The sequence below is a fragment of the Actinoplanes sp. NPDC049599 genome, from assembly GCF_044465625.1.
GTDB lineage: Bacteria > Actinomycetota > Actinomycetes > Mycobacteriales > Micromonosporaceae > Actinoplanes.
This window is the reverse complement of record NZ_JBITLX010000009.1, coordinates 116,966-134,144: the sequence shown is the minus strand read 5'-3', so window position 1 is coordinate 134,144 and position 17,179 is coordinate 116,966. Positions and strand designations below refer to the sequence as shown.

Genomic DNA, 17,179 nt, shown 5'->3' with positions numbered 1-17,179 from the left:
ACGGCCCGGAGCCCGACTGCCCGGAGCCCGACTGCCCGGAGCCCGACTGCCCGGAGCCCGACTGCCCGGAGCCCGACTGCCCGGAGCCCGACTGCCCGGAGCCCGACTGCCCGAGGCCCGACTGCCCGGAGCCCGACTGCTCGGCCTCCGGCCCGTCGGGGGGTCGGGCGATCGGCCGCATGACGCGGTTGCGGTTCGCTCCCGCCTTGGTCTTGCCCGCGCCCCCGGCAGAGACCGGACCGGCCGAGCCCGCATCACCCTCGGACCCCGGATCGGTTTCCGCCGACCCGGTGCCGGGCGTCGCGGCAGCCCCGGCGGCAGCGGCGCCGGCGCCGCCCTCGGCCAGGGCCGCCAGCACCGCCTCCGCCGTGCGCCGGCCGATGCCCGGCACCTCGGCGATCTCCTCCGGCGTCGCCTGGCCCAGCCGCTTCAGCGAGCCGAAGTGCCGCAGCAGCGCCTTGCGCCGCGTCTCCCCCAGCCCCGGGATGTTGTCCAGCGCCGACGCCGTCATGCGCTTGGACCGTCGCTGCCGGTGGAACGTGATGGCGAAGCGGTGGGCCTCGTCGCGCACGCGTTGCAGCAGGTAGAGCGCCTCGGAGGTGCGGGGCAGGATCACCGGGAAGTCCTCGCCCGGCAGCCACACCTCTTCCAGGCGCTTGGCCAGGCCGCACAGGGCGACGTCGGTGATGCCCAGGTCGGACAGGACCGCCGCGACCGCGTTGACCTGCGGCTGGCCGCCGTCGACCACCACCAGGTTGGGCGGGTAGGCGAAGCGGCGGGGCCGGCCGGTCAGCGGGTCGATGCCGGGCAGCTCGTGGGTGACCGGCTCCGCGGCGTCCTCGGGGGCGCCCTCCGGGAGAACCGTCGGAGCAGGGTCGTTCGCGAGATCTGGAGCCGGGGCCTCGGCGGTCGGGGCGTCCTGCGGGAGGTCGGCTGTCGGGCCCGCCTCGGCGCGGTAGCGGGCGAAGCGGCGGCGCATCACCTCGCTCATCGCCGCCAGGTCGTCGGTGCCCGAGCCGTCCGGGTTGCCGCGGACCGCGAAGCGGCGGTATTCGCTCTTGCGGGCCAGGCCGTCCTCGAAGACCACCATGCTGGCCACCACGTCGGTGCCCTGGATCTGCGAGACGTCGAAGCACTCGATGCGCAGCGGCGCCGTCTCCATGCCCAGCGCCTCGGCGATCTCGTCCAGCGCCTTGCTGCGGGTGGTCAGGTCACCGGCGCGGCGCAGCTTGTGGCGGGACAGGGACTCGCCGGCGTTGCGGGCCACCGTCTCCATCAGCGAGCGCTTGTCGCCGCGCTGGGGCACGCGCAGGCTGACCCGGCTGCCGCGGTGCTCGGTCAGCCACTTCTCCAGCGCCTCGGCGTCCGGGGGCAGGGCGGGCACCAGCAACTCGCGGGGGACGTCGTTCTCGCCGTGCTCGTCGCCGTACACCTGGGTGCAGAAGTGGTGCACCAGGTCTCCCGTGGTCAGGTCCTCGACCTTTTCCACCACCCAGCCGCGCTGGCCGCGGACGCGGCCGTCGCGGACGTGGAAGACCTGCACCGCCGCCTCGAGCGGATCCTCGGCGAAGGCGACGACGTCCGCGTCGGTGCCGTCGCCGAGCACCACGGTCTGCTTCTCCATGGCCTTGCGCAGCGCGGCGATGTCGTCGCGCAGCCGGGCCGCCTTCTCGAACTCGAGCTGCTCGGACATCTGCAGCATGTCGCGCTCGAGGCGTTTGACGAACGTGTCGGTGCGGCCGGCCATGAAGTCGCAGAAGTCGTCGACGATCGCCCGGTGCTCCGCCGCGGAGACCGTGCCGACGCACGGCGCCGAGCACTTGCCGATGTAGCCCAGCAGGCAGGGGCGGCCGATCTGGCCGGCGCGCTTGAACACCCCGGTGGAGCAGGTGCGGGCCGGGAAGACGCGCAGCAGCAGGTCGAGGGTCTCGCGGATGGCCCAGGCGTGCGAATACGGACCGAAGTAGCGCACGCCCTTGCGCTTGGCGCCCCGCATGACCTGCAGGCGGGGGTATTCCTCGTTGAGCGTGACGGCGAGGAACGGATACGACTTGTCGTCGCGGTACTTGACGTTGAAGCGGGGGTCGAACTCCTTGATCCAGGAGAACTCCAGCTGCAGCGCCTCGACCTCGCTGCCGACGGTGACCCAGTCGACGGCGGACGCCGTGGTGACCATCTGCTGGGTGCGCGCGTGCAGGCTCCACGTGTCGGCGAAGTAGGAATTCAGCCGGTTGCGCAGGCTCTTGGCCTTGCCCACGTAGATGACGCGGCCGGTGGGGTCACGGAAGCGGTAGACACCGGGAGCGTCCGGAATGGTCCCGGGCGCCGGCCGGTAGCTGGACGGGTCAGGCACGGCTCAACACTAGTGCCGACCCCTGACATGATTGTCCGACCGGAGGCCCGTTGCCGCCGCCACGGCGTCGGGCCTCCGGCCGGAGTGTGTCGGGGCCGGCCGTGTCGGCAGGTCAGGCCGGCCCCAAGAATTTGTCAGGCCGCGACGATGTTGTCGCCGTCCACCTTGACCTTGGTCTCGGGCAGGGCCTTCTTGGCCGGTCCGCCGGTGGGCGAGCCGTCCTCGATGGAGAACGTGCTGTTGTGGCACGGGCAGGTGATCACGCCGGCGTCGACCTTGCTGACGTCGCAGCCCGCGTGGGTGCACACCTTGCTGAAGGCCTTGAAGGTGCCCGAGGCGGGCTGGGTGATGACGTAGTCACCCTTGATCACGCCGCCGCCCTCGGGGATGTCCGCGACCAGGGCCAGCGCGGCACCGCCGCCGCCGGAGTCGCCGCCACCGGCCTCGCCGTCGCCGGGGCCCTTGCTGCCGGCCGGGGCCGGGTTGTTGCTGAAGTCGCCGCCGTTGGCGCCGTTGCTGCCGGCGCCGGCGGTGTCGGTGCCGCACGCGGCCAGCAGGCAGCCGACGCCCAGCGCGGAGGCTCCGGCCAGCACGACGCGCCGCGAGGAGCCCGTTCCCCCGCAGGCCGGCTGGTGGGCCGTGATCTCGGCTTCGGGCCTCGTCCGCACGTCAGTCATATGTTCCGAACCTTTCCCCATACCGCTGGTCCGCGCGCTTGGGTCACGCGGCGTTGCTTGTAGATACGCTGCCATCCCCGAAGTGGTTCATGGGCGGGGCGGAAAATATCGGCCCGGATGCCGTGTTTCGCGGGGGTTTCGCCGCGCCGGCAACCGCCCGCCCCAGGTCACGCGCGGGCGGGCGGCATAGCTGTGTGTTGCCTGTCAATCAGACCGCGGCTTTGGCCCGGGACCGGGTCGCCCGCGGCTTGGTGACGGCCTTGGGGGCGCCGTTGGCCTTGGCGGCGCGGGCCACCGCGGCGGCGGCGCCGGCCGGCTCCCCGGTGAGGCCGAGCATCGGCCGCAGGTACTGGCCGGTGTGGCTGCCCGGCACGTCGGCGATCTCCTCCGGGGTGCCGGTGGCCAGCACCAGCCCACCCTTGTGGCCGCCCTCGGGGCCCATGTCGATCAGCCAGTCGGCATTCTTGATCACGTCGAGGTTGTGCTCGATGGTGATCACCGTGTTGCCCTTGTCGACCAGGCCGTTGAGCACCAGCAGCAGCTTGCGGATGTCCTCGAAGTGCAGGCCCGTGGTCGGCTCGTCGAGCACGTAGACCGTCCGGCCGGTGGAGCGCTTCTGCAGCTCGGAGGCGAGCTTGACGCGCTGCGCCTCGCCGCCGGACAGCGTCGGCGCGGGCTGGCCCAGCCGGACGTAGCCCAGGCCCACGTCGACCAGGGTCTTGAGGTGGCGGTGGATGGACGTGATCGGCTCGAAGAAGGTCGCCGCCTCCTCGATCGGCATCTCCAGCACCTCGGAGATCGTCTTGCCCTTGTAGTGCACCTCGAGGGTCTCCCGGTTGTACCGGGCGCCCTTGCACACCTCGCAGGGGACGTAGACGTCCGGCAGGAAGTTCATCTCGATCTTGATCGTGCCGTCGCCGGAGCAGTTCTCGCAGCGGCCGCCCTTGACGTTGAACGAGAACCGGCCCGGCCCGTAGCCGCGGACCTTCGCCTCGACGGTCTCGGCGAACAGCTTGCGGACGTTGTCGAAGACGCCCGTGTACGTCGCCGGGTTGGACCGCGGCGTGCGCCCGATCGGCGACTGGTCGACGCCGACGACCTTGTCGACGTGCTCCAGGCCGGTGACCCGGGTGTGCCGGCCAGGCACCAGCCGGGCCCGGTTGACCTGGTTTGCCAGGACCGTGTAGAGGATGTCGTTGACCAGGGTCGACTTGCCCGAGCCGCTGACCCCGGTGACCGCGATGAACTGGCCCAGCGGGAAGCCGACGGAGATGTCGCGCAGGTTGTGCTCGCGGGCGCCCTGCACGATCAGCTCGCGGCCGGGCTCCTGCGGGCGGCGGGTGGCCGGGGTCGGGATCTTCTTGCGGCCGGACAGGTACGCCCCCGTCGGCGACTCCTTGTTGGCCAGCAGACCCTTGACTGACCCGCTGTGCACGATGTGACCGCCGTGCTCGCCGGCGCCGGGGCCGATGTCGACGATCCAGTCGGCGGTGCGGATGGTGTCCTCGTCGTGCTCGACCACGATCAGCGTGTTGCCGAGCTTCTTGAGCCGGACCAGCGTCTCGATGAGCCGGTGGTTGTCGCGCTGGTGCAGGCCGATGGACGGCTCGTCCAGCACGTAGAGCACGCCGACCAGGCCGGAGCCGATCTGGGTGGCCAGCCGGATGCGCTGCGCCTCACCGCCGGACAGGGTGCCGGCGCCGCGGTCCAGCGACAGGTAGTCCAGGCCGACGTCGACCAGGAAGCGGAGCCGGGCGTTGATCTCCTTGAGCACCCGCTCGGCGATCATCTTCTCGCGGTCGGTGAGCTCGATGGTGGCCAGCAGCTCGGCGCACTCGCCCACCGACAGGTTGCAGACCTCGGCGATGCTCTTGCCGGCGATGGTGACCGCCAGCACCTCGGGCTTGAGCCGGGCGCCGCCGCAGGTCGGGCAGGGCACCTCACGCATGTAGCCCTCGTACTTGTCGCGGGACCAGTCGCTCTCGGTGTCGCTGTGCCGGCGCTCGATCCACTGCACCACGCCCTCGAAGCCGGTGTAGTAGGAGCGCTCGCGGCCGTACTTGTTGCGGTAGCGGACGTGGACCTGGTCCTCGGAGCCGTACAGGATGGTCTTCTGGGCCCGGCTCGGCAGCTGCCGCCAGGGCGTGTCGATGCTGAACTTCTCCGCCTTGGCCAGGGCCTCCAGCAGGCGCAGGAAGTATTCCAGGGTGGAGCCGCCGGACCAGGGCTGGATCGCGCCCTCGCGCAGGCTGCGCTCGGTGTCCGGGACGATCAGCTCCGGGTCGACCTCCTTCTTGGTGCCCAGGCCGGTGCATTCCGGGCAGGCGCCGTAGGGCGCGTTGAAGGAGAAGACCCGGGGCTCGAGGTCCTCGATCGCCAGCGGGTGGTCGTTGGGGCAGGCCAGGTGCTCGGAGAAGCGGCGCTCGCGGTGCGGGTCGTCCTCGGGCAGGTCGACGAAGTCGAGCAGCACGATGCCGCCGGACAGCCCCAGGGTCGCCTCGACCGAGTCGGTGAGCCGCTGCTTGCTGCTCGCCTTGACGCTGAGCCGGTCGACCACCACCTCGATGGTGTGCTTCTCCTGCTTCTTCAGCTTCGGCGGCTCGGCGAGGGTGTGCACGACGCCGTCGACCCGGGCCCGGGCGTAGCCCTTGGACTGCAGCTCGGCGAAGAGGTCGACGTACTCACCCTTGCGGCCGCGGATGACCGGCGCGAGCACCATGAAGCGGGTGCCCTCCGGCATCGCCAGCACCCGGTCGACGATCTGCTGCGGCGACTGCTTGCTGATCCGCTCGCCGCAGACCGGGCAGTGCGGGGTGCCCGTGCGGGCGAAGAGCAGCCGCAGGTAGTCGTACACCTCGGTGATCGTGCCCACGGTCGAGCGGGGGTTGCGGGAGGTCGACTTCTGGTCGATCGAGACGGCCGGGGAGAGGCCCTCGATGAAGTCCACGTCCGGTTTGTCCATCTGGCCGAGGAACTGCCGCGCGTACGACGACAGCGACTCCACGTACCGCCGCTGGCCCTCCGCGAAGATCGTGTCGAAGGCGAGGCTGGACTTGCCCGAGCCGCTGAGACCGGTGAACACGATCATCGCGTCGCGGGGCAGGTCGAGGTTGACGTCGCGCAGGTTGTGCTCCCGCGCGCCGCGGATGATCAGTCGGTCGGCCACAGCCAGCCACTCCGTAACGTCAAGACAATGGGCGCCGCCACCCTAGCCACGGGGTACGACAAGTTTTCCGCCAGCGGGTTACAGCGTCGGGGCCCGGAACGACATTCCCGTCACCCGGACGGGGTAGCGATGTCCCGGACGTCCCACAACAGCACGCCGCCGACCGGCTGAGGTGCCTTACCCAGCAGCTCCGTGATGATGCTCCGCAGCAGGTCGTGGTGCGGTGTCCCGGGCACGAGCACCACCACCGAGGCCCGCCAGTAGGTGAGATCGGCGACCGCGGACGTCCGGTCGGCGACCGAGACCACCGGCATCCGACCGTACGCCCCCGCGAGGCGTAACAGCTCGGAGGTGGGACGGGGTGCGGCGTTCCAGGAGCCGGTGATGGTCAGCGGCGGGTTCGCCGGGCCCATGAAGTAGCCCCGGGGCACGGCGTAATCCAGCCCGGACAGGGCGAACCACCGCATCCCGGCCCGCCCGGTGGTGACCTCCGGCAACGGCACGGTCACCAGGGTGCGGCCGGGTGTGACGTAGTCGCGCCACTGCTGCTGAGCGATGAACGGCGGCAGCGGGTCGGCGGCCACCACCGGCAGCGGCTTGGGCAGCACCGGCACCACGGCCAGGGCCAGCCCGGCCCAGAACGCGAGCCGCCGGCGCCGCTCCAGCAGCGGCACCCGGTCGGCGGCCAGCGCCAGCAGCAGGCCGATGATCGTCGCCGGCACCATCGCGAACCGGGTGACGCTGACCAGGTCGATGACCGGCACGTGGGCGATCAGCGCGAACGGCAGCGGGATGCCGGTGTCGTGGCCGGCGATCCGCAGCTCGGGGCCCATCGACATGATCAGCAGGACCAGGCCGGCGATCGCGGCGGCCCGGGCGGCCAGGTTGCGCCACAGCAGCACGACCGACACGACGATCATGACCAGCATCGGTACGCCGAAGAACGTGTTCTCCTCGGTCGGGCTGACGCTCAGCTCCCGGGCGATAGCCGCGTTGCCGGCCAGCGACTGCCGCGCGTACGCGCCCAGCGAGAGCAGGTCGGTGACGAACTTGCCGGGCTCGAACGGCTGCCCGCTGTAACTCTGCGGCCCGGCGAACTGGAACCACAGCGGGTACGCCAGCGGCACCAGCGCGGTGACCACCGCCACACCCAGCCCCGCCACGAACCGGCGCCAGTAGCCGGCCACCGCGCGCGGCTCCAGGGCCGCGTACGCGCTCACGAACACCCCCAGGGTGAGCGCGGTGAACAGCAGGATCTCCTCGTTGATGAAGACCTGCAGCACCACCAGCAGCCCCAGCACCACCCCGCCGCGCACCACCCGGCCCGGCTCGCGCAGCCGCAACACCTGCCAGACCAGGAACGGCACCACGAACAGCGAGACGAAGTTGATGTGCCCGTTGGCGTGCGACACCATCGTGGGCGCGAACCCGCACCACAGCCCGCCGATCCAGGCGGCGACGCGGCCGGTGACCAGGTGCCGCGACAGCACCCAGTACCAGGCGAACGCCGTACCGGAAAGACCCAGGGTGAGCAGCAGCACCAGCGAGACGCCGGCACCCAGCCAGTGGGTCACCGGCGCCAGCGGCACGCTCAGCGCCAGCACCGTGGTGTTGGCCATCATGTTCACGCCGTCCGGCACGTTCATCCGGTCGCTGAACAGCGGGTTCGCCCCGTGGAACACGACCCGCTCGCCGTGCGCCAGGACAAACGCGAAGAAGCCGTGGTCGTCGTCGTTGTGCGACAGCACCCGGCCGGCCGGGCTGATCCAGAGCTGGATCAGCACCAGCACGCCGAGCGCGAGATAGCCGATCAGCGCCCCGAGGTCGGCGCGGCGGCGGCGCGCAGGGGCGGGCACCGCCGCGACCGAGAGGTCGCGCTCGTCCAGGACCTCTTCCACCGCGGGCACCGGTGAATTGTGCCAGAGGCGCTCAGCTCCGCGGTCTGCGCCGGGACGAGCCCGCGGCCTGGGCCAGCCGCGCGGCCCGCCGGCGGCTCTCGACGGCGACCTCGCGGTGCAGCTTGCGCCAGCTCTCCAGGCGCCGCGGCAGCAGCGTCCCGTCGGCCAGCGCCGCGGCCACGGCACACCCGGGCTCCCCGTCGTGACCACAATCACCGAACCGGCACCGCGCGGCCAGGGCCGCCACATCGGCGAAGGCCCGGTCGAGACCCTCGGCGGTATCCAGCAGGCCCACCCCGCGGATGCCGGGCGTGTCCAGGACCGCTCCCCCTCCGGGGATCAGGACCAGATTCCGGTACGCGGTGGTGTGCCGGCCCTTGCCGTCGGCGCGCCGGGTCTCCTGGATGCCCATCACCTCCGCCCCTGCCAGCGCGTTGACCAGCGACGACTTGCCCGCGCCGGAGCGGCCGAGCAGGGCCAGCGTGCGGCCGGCGGCGACGTAGGGGCGCAACGCGTCGAGCCCCGTGCCGGCGTGCACGCTGACCGCCAGCACCCGTACCCCCGGCGCCAGCTCGCCGAGCTGGCGCGCGACCGCCTGCGGGTCCCGCGCGGTGTCGCTCTTGGAGAGCACGATCACCGGCTCCGCGCCGGACTCCCAGGCCAGCGCCAGCAGGCGTTCCAGCCGGGCGTCGTCGGGCTCCGGGTGCATCGGCTCGACGACCGCGACGGCATCCATGTTGGCGGCCAGGACCTGGCCGACGGAGTCCTTGTCCGAGGTGCGGCGGATCAGCGCGGTGCGCCGCGGCAGCACACAGTCCACCGTGGTACGCCGGTCCGGCCAGCGCCGCAGCACCACCCAGTCGCCGGCGCAGGGCAGGTTGGCGGGGTCGCGGGCGGCGCCCAGCAGCACACTGCCGGCCAGGCTGGCCCGGGTGACCCCGGTCGGATCAAGAACGGTGCAGACCCCCCGGTCGGCGCGCAGCACGCGGGCCGGGGTGGCGTCGGGACGGTCGAAGGTGCGATAGGCGGACGCGAGTGTCTCGTTCCAGCCCAGCGCGGACAGGTCAGACATGGGAACCCTTAGGTCTCAGGAGGCCGGCGCCGACAGGCGTCAGGCCAGGGCCTCCGGGCGAAGCCGGAACGCACGAACGACGAGCAGCACGATTCCCACCCCCTCCGCGATCGTCTGGCGCGTCTGGCACCGACGGTACGGACGCCGCAACGGCCACGAAAGCGAATTCCGGCGCTAGGGTCTTCTCCGTGACTCCATTGCCTTCGTCGTGCCCTCCTGGCCCTCGCTGCGCTCGGTGCAGTCGGTCATGACAGTCGACCCGCTTGTGCTGATGACCGACGTTGATCAGGCCACCGAACGCCTGATCCGCACCGCGGAAGCGCTCGACGACGGCGCGGTCAGCGCCCCCTCGGCCCTGCCCGGCTGGAGCATCGGCCACCTCCTGACCCACGTGGCGCGCAACGCCGACGCCTACACCAACCTGCTGACCTGGGCCCGCACCGGCGTGGAGACCCCCGCCTACGCCTCGGCGGCGGCCCGCGAGGACGGCATCGAGGCCGGCGCCGGCCGGCCGCTCGCCGAGCAGATCGCCGACATCCGCGCGGCCCACGAACGCTTCGCCGACGCCGCCGCGGCGATGCCGGCCGAGGCCTGGACCTACTTCCTGCCCTCGACCGGCGCCTCCGCGGCGGCGGTGCCGTGGGCCCGGCTGCGCGAGGTCGAGGTGCACCACGTCGACCTCGGCCGGGAGTACACCCCGGAGAACTGGTCGGACGCCTTCGCGCTGCGGCTGCTGCGCGAGATCGTCGGCGGCGCCCAGGACCTCGACCTGGTGCTCCGCCCGCTCGGCCTGGAACACACCCTGACCATCGGCAACCCGGACGGCGCCCCGGAGGTGGGCGGCCCGACCCGCTCGATCGCGGCCTGGCTGGCCGGCCGCGCCGACGGTGCCGACCTGACGGTGTCGCCGGCCGGCGCGCTGCCCGCACCCCCGAGGTGGAAGTGACCATGACCTACACCGGAGACGTGACCCGCGGCGGCGAGCCGGCGGTCCGCGAGCTCACCGGCCTGACCGTGTGCAAGGTCTCGGTGGGCCCGACGGACAACAACGCCTACCTGCTGACCTGCCGCGCCGACGGCACCCAGGTGCTCATCGACGCCGCCAACGACGCGGAGACCCTGCTGGAGCTGATCGGCCCGGCCGGGCTGACCGCGGTGGTGACCACCCACAGCCACGGGGACCACACCGCCGCCCTGGCCGCCGTCGTGCAGGCCACCGGCGCCTCCTCGATCGCCGGCGCCGACGACGCCCCGGCCATCCCCGTCGTGACCCGTACGGTGACCGACGGCGACACGATCACGGTGGGCGACTGCACGCTCGAGGTGATCCACGTGGTGGGCCACACGCCGGGCTCGATCGTGCTGCTCTACCGGGAGCCGGACGGGATCGCCCACCTGTGGACGGGCGACAGCCTGTTCCCGGGCGGGGTGGGCAACACCCGCGGCAACAAGAAGAACTTCACGTCGCTGATCAACGACGTGGAGTCGAAGCTGTTCGGCCGGCTGGGCGACGACACGTGGTTCTACCCGGGCCACGGCAAGGACTCGACCCTGGGCGCGGAACGGCCCCACCTGGCGGAGTGGCGCGCCCGCGGCTGGTGACGCCTAGAGGGCTGCCCTGACCTGGGACGACTCCATCGGCAGCGAGAACATCGGGAAGTCGTACGCGATCGCGTTGTCGTGTTCCTCGGCCGAGGTCGCCGCCGTGCAGTCGGTCAGCGTGATGACCCGGTAGCCGTTCTCGTACGCGCTGCGCATGGTGGACTCGACGCAGCAGTTGGTCAGGAAGCCGGCCAGGATCACCGTGGTGATGCCGCGCCCGCGCAGGATGAAGTCCAGGTTCGTGCTGGCGAAGGTGTCCAGCCCGCGCTTGCCCTCGATGAGGATGTCGCCCTCGTCGGGTGTCAGGTCCTCGACGATCGCCGCGCCCCAGGTGCCCTTGACGAACGCGTTGCCGTCCACGACGCCCTTGAGGATCCCGTACGGGTGCCGCGACAGCTCGCCGTAGCCCGGCGCGAACGTGATCGGCGCGTGCATGATCGTCACGTTCGCGGCGCGGGCCGCGTCGACCAGCGTGACCGTGTTCGCCAGCATGCCGGTCTTCTCCATCACCGGCGCGACGGCGTTGTGCAGCACGCCGCCCTCGGAGACGAACTCGTTCTGGAACTCGATCAGCACGATCGCCGTGGTGGCGGGATCAAGCTGCAGGGACTCGGACATTCATATCTCCCGGTGTGTGGGCAGTCACATGGAGTACATGCAAGCACCCCGGGGCGGCTCCCGGCAACGGGTCGTCCGCCCACGGCTGAACGGTTCCCCCATCCGGAGCGCCCGTACCTAGACTCGGAGGACCCCTCGACGCGCGGAGGCCCGGTGACACCCGATCTGCGATGGTTGCCCCACGACCCGCCTCCCCCGCCCGAGCCCTGGCCCGGCGGCGGGCCGGCCATTCCCGGCTGGCTCGAGGAACGCCTGTTCGACCAGCGCATCGTCATGATCCGTGGCCCGCTCACCGGGCAGGTCGCCTCGGGGATCGCCGCCGCCCTGCTCACCCTGGACGCGGCCGGCCCGGAGCCGATCCAGCTGCACGTGGCCAGCTCCGGCGGTGACCTGAACGCCGCCCACGCCGTCATCGACGTCATGGACGCGATGGCCGCGCCCGTGCACGCCGTCGTCACCTCCGAGGCCGGCGGGGCGGTGCTGGCGGTGCTGGCCGCAGCCGAACGCCGCTCGGCATACCGGCACGCCCGCTTCAAGCTGGCCGAGCCGCGCGCCGCCGGGGTCACCGGCACCGCCGACGAGGTCGCCGCGGCCGCCGGGCAGCACCTGCGGGAGCTCGAGGAGGTCGTGCTGCGCCTGGTCGAGGTGACCGGGCAGTCGCGCAGCCGGATCGAGGACGACCTGTCCGCCGGGCGGGTGCTGAGCGCGGCCGAGGCCCGCGACTACGGGCTCATCGACGAGGTCGTCGGCAAGGACGCATGAAAAACGGCGCGGGCCCCGGTCGGGGGGCCCGCGCCGTTCAGCGCTGACTGACTTACTCGGCGACCTTGACGCCCATCGAGCGCGCGGTGCCGGCCACGACCTTGACCGCCGCGGTGATGTCGTTGGCGTTCAGGTCGGGGAGCTTACGCTCGGCGATCTGCTTGATCTGGTCGGCGCTGAGCGTGCCGACGGTCTGGGTCAGCGGGTTGGACGCGCCCGACTGGATACCCAGAGCCTTGCGGATCAGGAAGCTCGTCGGCGGGGTCTTGTAGACGAGCGTGTGGCTACGGTCCTCGTAGACCGAGACGACGACCGGAATGATCTCGCCACGCGACTTCGACGTCGCCTCGTCGTACTCGACCTTGACCGCGCGCATGTTGGCACCGGTCGGGCCGAGCATCTTGCCGAGGTCGACCATCGCGGCGTTACCCGCCTCAAGCGCGAGGGTTACCTCATGGGTCTTCTTCTTGGGCGGCATTCCGCAAAAGCTCCTTAGTGTGTGCTGCACGGGCCTAAGTCAGGAGCTCGCCAGCATCTTCAACGCACGACAACCCCGAGACCTTACTACCGCGCTCGCTGGTGGAGCAAAGCGGCGGGCACAGTCCCGGGTTCCGCCGACTAGTGTAACTCGGCCGCCGGGGTCGCCGGTCACCCGGTGGGTCAGTAGCGGTCGCAGTAGCAGGACTTCATCAGCGAACGGACCACGCCGACGTACTCCGGGTTCGGCAGCTGCTTGTCCGCGTACCCGTCGTCGACCGGCTGGCGGCCCACGTTGTAGCCGGCGATGACCATGTTCAGCAGGCACATGCTGGAGTGGGACCTGCACTTCGAGGCGCTCAGGTCGTACTTGCCCTTGAAGTACGCGTCGCCGAACGCCTTGGTCAGCCAGGCCAGGTAGTTGGCGCCCAGCGTCGCGTTCTGCTTGTAGTCGGTGCTCGCGTACGACTGCTCGAAGCGCTGGTTGATGAACGCCTCGGTGTCCGGCATCACCTGCATGAGCCCGCGCCCGCCGTCGCAGTTGACGATGTCCGACTGCCAGCCGCTCTCGTGCCACGCCGTGACGAGCACCAGCCGGCTCGGCACGGTGAGCTTGGGGGCCGACGTCGGCCAGTACTTCCTCGCCGCGGCCGCCCGCAGCGCCGCCTTCGCCTTGGTCTTCGACACCTTCTTGCCCTCGCGGTGCGCGCACTCCGGGAGCTGGAAGTTGTTCGGGTCCTCGGTCGGGGTGGCCTTCGGCTTCGCCTTGCTCCTGGTCGGCTTCGGCTTGGCCGTGGTCGGCTCCGGGCCGGCCTCGGACTCGAGCACCGGGTCGACGATGTTCTCCGGCTCGGAGGCCGACGGCAGCGCCGCCGCCGGGGCCGCGTCGTCGTTCTTGCCGCCGAGCCCGCAGCCGGCGATCACGAGCACCCCGATCAGCGCCGCGACGAGCACCCGAAGCCTGCGATTCATCGACGAAGTCCTTCCGGTGCCCGTTACGACGTCCGAACGCTAGCAGCGCGTCGCCCGCCGTGCCGTCCGGCAAAAAGGACATCGGGGACGAGGCCCGCAACCGGTTCCGCGTGGCGACCCCGGACGGTCGCCGCAACAAAGACCGGGGACAATGGTGGTATGCAGACCCGCACCGACCTACGCAACGTCGCCATCATCGCCCACGTCGACCATGGCAAAACCACCCTGGTCGACGCCATGCTGCGCCAGGGGAGCCAGTCCCACGCACGGGGCGAGATGGCCGACCGCGCCATGGACTCCATGGACCTGGAGCGGGAAAAGGGCATCACCATTCTCGCCAAGAACACGGCGATCAGCTACAAGCCCGCCGACGGCGAGCCCGTCACCATCAACATCATCGACACCCCCGGCCACGCCGACTTCGGCGGTGAGGTCGAGCGCGGCCTCACCATGGTCGACGGCGTCGCCCTGCTGGTCGACGCCAGCGAGGGCCCGCTCCCGCAGACCCGCTTCGTGCTGCGCAAGGCGCTGCACGCCAAGCTGCCGATCATCCTGATCATCAACAAGGTGGACCGGCCCGACGCCCGGATCAAGGAGGTCGTCGACGAGACGTACGAGCTCTTCCTCGACCTCGACGCCGACGAGCACCAGATCGAGTTCCCGATCGTCTACGCGTGCGCGCGCGACGGCATCGCCTCGCTGACCCAGCCCAAGGACGGCACCATCCCCGAGGACGCCACCGACCTCGAGGTGCTGTTCGACACGATCCTCAAGACCATCCCCGCGCCGACGTACACCGAGGGCGCGCCGCTGCAGGCGCACGTCGTCAACCTCGACGCGTCGAACTTCCTCGGCCGGCTCGCGCTGTGCCGGGTGCACGAGGGCACCATCCGCAAGGGCCAGACCGTCGCCTGGTGCAAGACCGACGGCACGATCACCAACGTCCGGATCTCCGAGCTGCTGATCACCGAGGGCCTGGAGCGCAAGCCGGCCGAGAGCGCCGGCCCCGGCGACATCATGGCCGTCGCGGGCATCGCCGACATCATGATCGGCGAGACCCTGGCGGACGCGGAGAACCCGATCCCGCTGCCGCTGATCAGCGTCGACGAGCCGGCCATCTCGATGGTGCTGGGCACCAACACCTCGCCGATGGTCGGCAAGGTCAAGGGCGGCAAGGTGACCGCCCGCATGGTCAAGGACCGGCTGGAACGCGAGATGGTCGGCAACGTCTCGCTGCGGATCCTGCCGACCGAGCGCCCGGACGCCTGGGAGGTGCAGGGCCGCGGCGAACTCGCCCTGGCCATCCTGGTCGAGCAGATGCGCCGCGAGTCCTACGAGCTGACCGTGGGCAAGCCGCAGGTGGTCACCAAGGAGATCGACGGCAAAGTGCACGAGCCGGTCGAGCGCCTCACCATCGACGCCCCCGACGAGTACATGGGCGCCATCACCAGCCTGCTGTCCACCCGCAAGGGCCGGATGGAAGAACTGATCAACCACGGCACCGGCTGGCTGCGGATGGAGTGGCTGGTGCCGGCCCGGGCCCTGATCGGCTTCCGCACCGAGTTCCTCACCGAGACCCGCGGCACCGGCATCATGCACCACATCTTCGAGGACTACGAGCCGTGGTTCGGCGAGCTGCGCACCCGGCAGAACGGCTCCCTGGTGGCCGACCGGTCGGGCGTGGTCACCGCGTTCGCGATGACCAACCTGCAGGAGCGCGGCCAGCTCTTCGTCGAGCCGACCACCGAGGTCTACGAAGGCATGATCGTCGGCGAGAATTCCCGGATGGACGACATGGACGTCAACATCACCAAGGAGAAGAAGCTGACGAACATGCGTCAGTCGACCTCCGACGAGACCGAGAAGCTGATCCCGCCGCGCAAGCTGTCGCTGGAGCAGGCCCTCGAGTTCTGCCGCGAGGACGAGTGCGTCGAGGTCACCCCGGCCGCCGTGCGCATCCGCAAGGTGGTGCTCGACCAGCAGACCCGCGGCCGCGCCGCGGCCCGCCGCAAGCACCAGGGCTGACAACCCAAAAGCCGGGGGTACGCGCAGCGCGTACCCCCGGCTTTTGCTGCCCGTGATCAGGAGCTGACGAGCTCCCGCTTCTTGTCCCGTGACGACTTCATCAGGCTCGCGACAGTGGCGATGCCCAGCGTGCCGAGAATGATCAGCAGTGACAGCCAGATCGGGATCTCCGGCGCCCAGGGCACACCGTCACCGCCGTTGATGAAGCCCAGCGTGTTGGTGTGCAGCGCCTCCAGGAACAGCTTCACCCCGATGAACGCGAGCACGAACGCCAGCCCGATGTTGAGGTAGACCAGCCGCTCCAGCAGCCCACCCAGCAGGAAGTACAGCTGCCGCAGCCCCATCAGCGCGAACACGTTCGCGGTGAAGACGAGGTACGGCTCCTTGGTGATGCCGAAGATCGCCGGAATCGAGTCCAGCGCGAAGATCAGGTCGGTGGTGCCGATCGCGATCATCACGATGAGCATCGGCGTGAAGAGCCGCTTGCCCGCCTCGGTGACCACGGTCATCTTGCCGCTGTCGAACGACGAGGAGATCGGCAGCGCGCGCTTGCTCCACCGGATGAGGATGTTCTCCTTGAAGTCGTCCTCATCGTTCTCACCCTGCTTGAGCAGCGTGATGGCGGTGTAGACCAGGAACGCGCCGAAGATGTAGAAGACCCAGGAGAATTGCGCGATCAGGGCAGCGCCGGCGGCGATGAAGGCACCCCGCATGACCAGCGCCAGCACGATGCCGATGAGCAGCACCTTCTGCTGGAACTGCCGGGGCACGGCGAACCGCGCCATGATGATGACGAAGACGAAGAGGTTGTCGACCGAGAGGCTGTACTCGGTCAGCCAGCCCGTATAGAACTCACCGGCGGCCTGCCCACCCCAGAAGACCCAGACCGCCACCCCGAACGCGAGCGCCAGCCCCACGTAGAAGGCGACCCAGCCGCCGGCCTCGCGCATGCTGGGCTCGTGCGGGCGACGACCGACGATCAGCAGATCAACGGCAAGGACGACAACCAGGGCGATGAGGGTGATGACCCAGACCCAGGCGGAAACGTTCAACGAGTACCTCCGGCAGACACGGTCCATCGCTGCCACCACTGAAGAAGATCGGCGGTTGCAGCGACGTGCGACTGTCGGAGGTCTCTTCCGCCGGCACCCGGCTGGGCGACGACCACCGGCCCCGGGCTCACCCCGAAAGGTGAAAACCGTGTTGACGAGACCGGCGCAGAGGAATACTCCCCTCCTACGCCCGCCATTGTGTCGCATCCAGGACCCGATCCGCACATCACCCCGGCGATCCGTGGCGAGCCTCTCTCCATCATTTCACCCCAAAGAGGACACCAATGTGCGATGACCGACGTTTCCGACACAGCCCACACACCGCCTTTGGCATCCTAGGAGGCTAGCCATATTGATGGCGCCGGCGGTCCGCCCCGCCCCGGGCCTGGCCCGGGGCGCCCCGGGCCCGGCCCGGGGCGGGGCGGGCCAGGCCCGGGGCGGGACGGGCCAGGCCCGGGGCGGGACGGGCCAGGCCCGGGGCGGGACGGGCCAGGCCCGGGGCGGG

At 70.7% G+C, this 17,179-nt stretch carries 13 protein-coding genes; 4 read left to right on the top strand and 9 right to left on the bottom strand.

The genetic code is table 11. The features are described from left to right. The 5 genes from uvrC to rsgA form a co-directional block, all read right to left on the bottom strand. A partial coding sequence (gene uvrC / locus ACIBQZ_RS18700; RefSeq protein WP_396089956.1) for an excinuclease ABC subunit UvrC occupies window positions 1-2,353 on the bottom strand: 2,353 nt, incomplete at its 3' end. A gap of 134 nt (window positions 2,354-2,487) precedes the next feature. Then, window positions 2,488-3,030, bottom strand: coding sequence for a Rieske (2Fe-2S) protein (locus ACIBQZ_RS18695; RefSeq protein WP_396089955.1), 543 nt, complete (start codon window positions 3,028-3,030; stop codon window positions 2,488-2,490). A 208-nt stretch (window positions 3,031-3,238) separates the two neighbouring features. Further along, window positions 3,239-6,196, bottom strand: coding sequence for an excinuclease ABC subunit UvrA (gene uvrA, locus ACIBQZ_RS18690; RefSeq protein ID WP_396089954.1), 2,958 nt, complete (start codon window positions 6,194-6,196; stop codon window positions 3,239-3,241). A gap of 110 nt (window positions 6,197-6,306) precedes the next feature. Continuing rightward, on the bottom strand, window positions 6,307-8,103 hold the full coding sequence (locus tag ACIBQZ_RS18685) for a hypothetical protein (protein ID WP_396089953.1): 1,797 nt from the start codon (window positions 8,101-8,103) through the stop codon (window positions 6,307-6,309). A gap of 22 nt (window positions 8,104-8,125) precedes the next feature. After that, window positions 8,126-9,166, bottom strand: a complete 1,041-nt coding sequence (gene rsgA / locus ACIBQZ_RS18680) for a ribosome small subunit-dependent GTPase A (protein WP_396089952.1) — start codon at window positions 9,164-9,166, stop codon at window positions 8,126-8,128. A 247-nt stretch (window positions 9,167-9,413) separates the two neighbouring features. On the opposite strand from rsgA, the gene ACIBQZ_RS18675 reads away from it, so the two are divergent. Beyond that, entirely contained in the window at window positions 9,414-10,112 is a 699-nt protein-coding gene (locus ACIBQZ_RS18675; RefSeq protein WP_396089951.1) for a maleylpyruvate isomerase family mycothiol-dependent enzyme, read from the top strand. A gap of 2 nt (window positions 10,113-10,114) precedes the next feature. Then, a complete protein-coding gene (locus ACIBQZ_RS18670) occupies window positions 10,115-10,768 on the top strand; it encodes an MBL fold metallo-hydrolase (RefSeq protein ID WP_396089950.1) in 654 nt (217 codons plus the stop codon). A 3-nt stretch (window positions 10,769-10,771) separates the two neighbouring features. On the opposite strand, the gene ACIBQZ_RS18665 is transcribed toward ACIBQZ_RS18670, so the two are convergent. Continuing rightward, window positions 10,772-11,386, bottom strand: a complete 615-nt coding sequence (locus ACIBQZ_RS18665; protein ID WP_396089949.1) for a cysteine hydrolase — start codon at window positions 11,384-11,386, stop codon at window positions 10,772-10,774. 153 nt (window positions 11,387-11,539) lie between these two features. Between ACIBQZ_RS18665 and ACIBQZ_RS18660 the strand changes: the two genes are divergently transcribed. Beyond that, window positions 11,540-12,148 carry an ATP-dependent Clp protease proteolytic subunit gene (locus ACIBQZ_RS18660; RefSeq protein WP_396089948.1) on the top strand — a complete coding sequence of 203 codons (609 nt, stop codon included), beginning with the start codon at window positions 11,540-11,542 and terminating at the stop codon, window positions 12,146-12,148. A 52-nt stretch (window positions 12,149-12,200) separates the two neighbouring features. On the opposite strand, the gene ACIBQZ_RS18655 is transcribed toward ACIBQZ_RS18660, so the two are convergent. Together ACIBQZ_RS18655 and ACIBQZ_RS18650 are read right to left on the bottom strand one after the other, a co-directional pair. Further along, on the bottom strand, window positions 12,201-12,626 hold the full coding sequence (locus tag ACIBQZ_RS18655) for an uL11 family ribosomal protein (protein ID WP_396089947.1): 426 nt from the start codon (window positions 12,624-12,626) through the stop codon (window positions 12,201-12,203). 182 nt (window positions 12,627-12,808) lie between these two features. After that, window positions 12,809-13,597: a transglycosylase SLT domain-containing protein gene (locus ACIBQZ_RS18650; RefSeq protein WP_396089946.1), complete on the bottom strand. Its 789-nt coding sequence runs from the start codon at window positions 13,595-13,597 to the stop codon at window positions 12,809-12,811. 159 nt (window positions 13,598-13,756) lie between these two features. Between ACIBQZ_RS18650 and typA the strand changes: the two genes are divergently transcribed. After that, window positions 13,757-15,622 carry a translational GTPase TypA gene (typA, locus tag ACIBQZ_RS18645; RefSeq protein ID WP_396089945.1) on the top strand — a complete coding sequence of 622 codons (1,866 nt, stop codon included), beginning with the start codon at window positions 13,757-13,759 and terminating at the stop codon, window positions 15,620-15,622. 56 nt (window positions 15,623-15,678) lie between these two features. Here the strand turns inward: typA and ACIBQZ_RS18640 are convergent, their stop codons facing one another. After that, a complete protein-coding gene (locus ACIBQZ_RS18640; protein ID WP_396089944.1) occupies window positions 15,679-16,701 on the bottom strand; it encodes a TerC family protein in 1,023 nt (340 codons plus the stop codon). Window positions 16,702-17,179: the final 478 nt, after the last annotated feature.

Bases quoted from the DNA above. Each gene is read 5' to 3' on its own strand.
- ACIBQZ_RS18670 (WP_396089950.1), top strand. From the start codon at position 10,115: ATGACCTACACCGGAGACGTGACCCGCGGCGGCGAGCCGGCGGTCCGC.
- ACIBQZ_RS18650 (WP_396089946.1), bottom strand. From the start codon at position 13,597: ATGAATCGCAGGCTTCGGGTGCTCGTCGCGGCGCTGATCGGGGTGCTC.
- ACIBQZ_RS18695 (WP_396089955.1), bottom strand. From the start codon at position 3,030: ATGACTGACGTGCGGACGAGGCCCGAAGCCGAGATCACGGCCCACCAG.
- ACIBQZ_RS18655 (WP_396089947.1), bottom strand. From the start codon at position 12,626: ATGCCGCCCAAGAAGAAGACCCATGAGGTAACCCTCGCGCTTGAGGCG.
- typA (WP_396089945.1), top strand. From the start codon at position 13,757: ATGCAGACCCGCACCGACCTACGCAACGTCGCCATCATCGCCCACGTC.
- ACIBQZ_RS18675 (WP_396089951.1), top strand. From the start codon at position 9,414: ATGACAGTCGACCCGCTTGTGCTGATGACCGACGTTGATCAGGCCACC.
- ACIBQZ_RS18640 (WP_396089944.1), bottom strand. From the start codon at position 16,701: ATGGACCGTGTCTGCCGGAGGTACTCGTTGAACGTTTCCGCCTGGGTC.
- rsgA (WP_396089952.1), bottom strand. From the start codon at position 9,166: ATGTCTGACCTGTCCGCGCTGGGCTGGAACGAGACACTCGCGTCCGCC.
- ACIBQZ_RS18665 (WP_396089949.1), bottom strand. From the start codon at position 11,386: ATGTCCGAGTCCCTGCAGCTTGATCCCGCCACCACGGCGATCGTGCTG.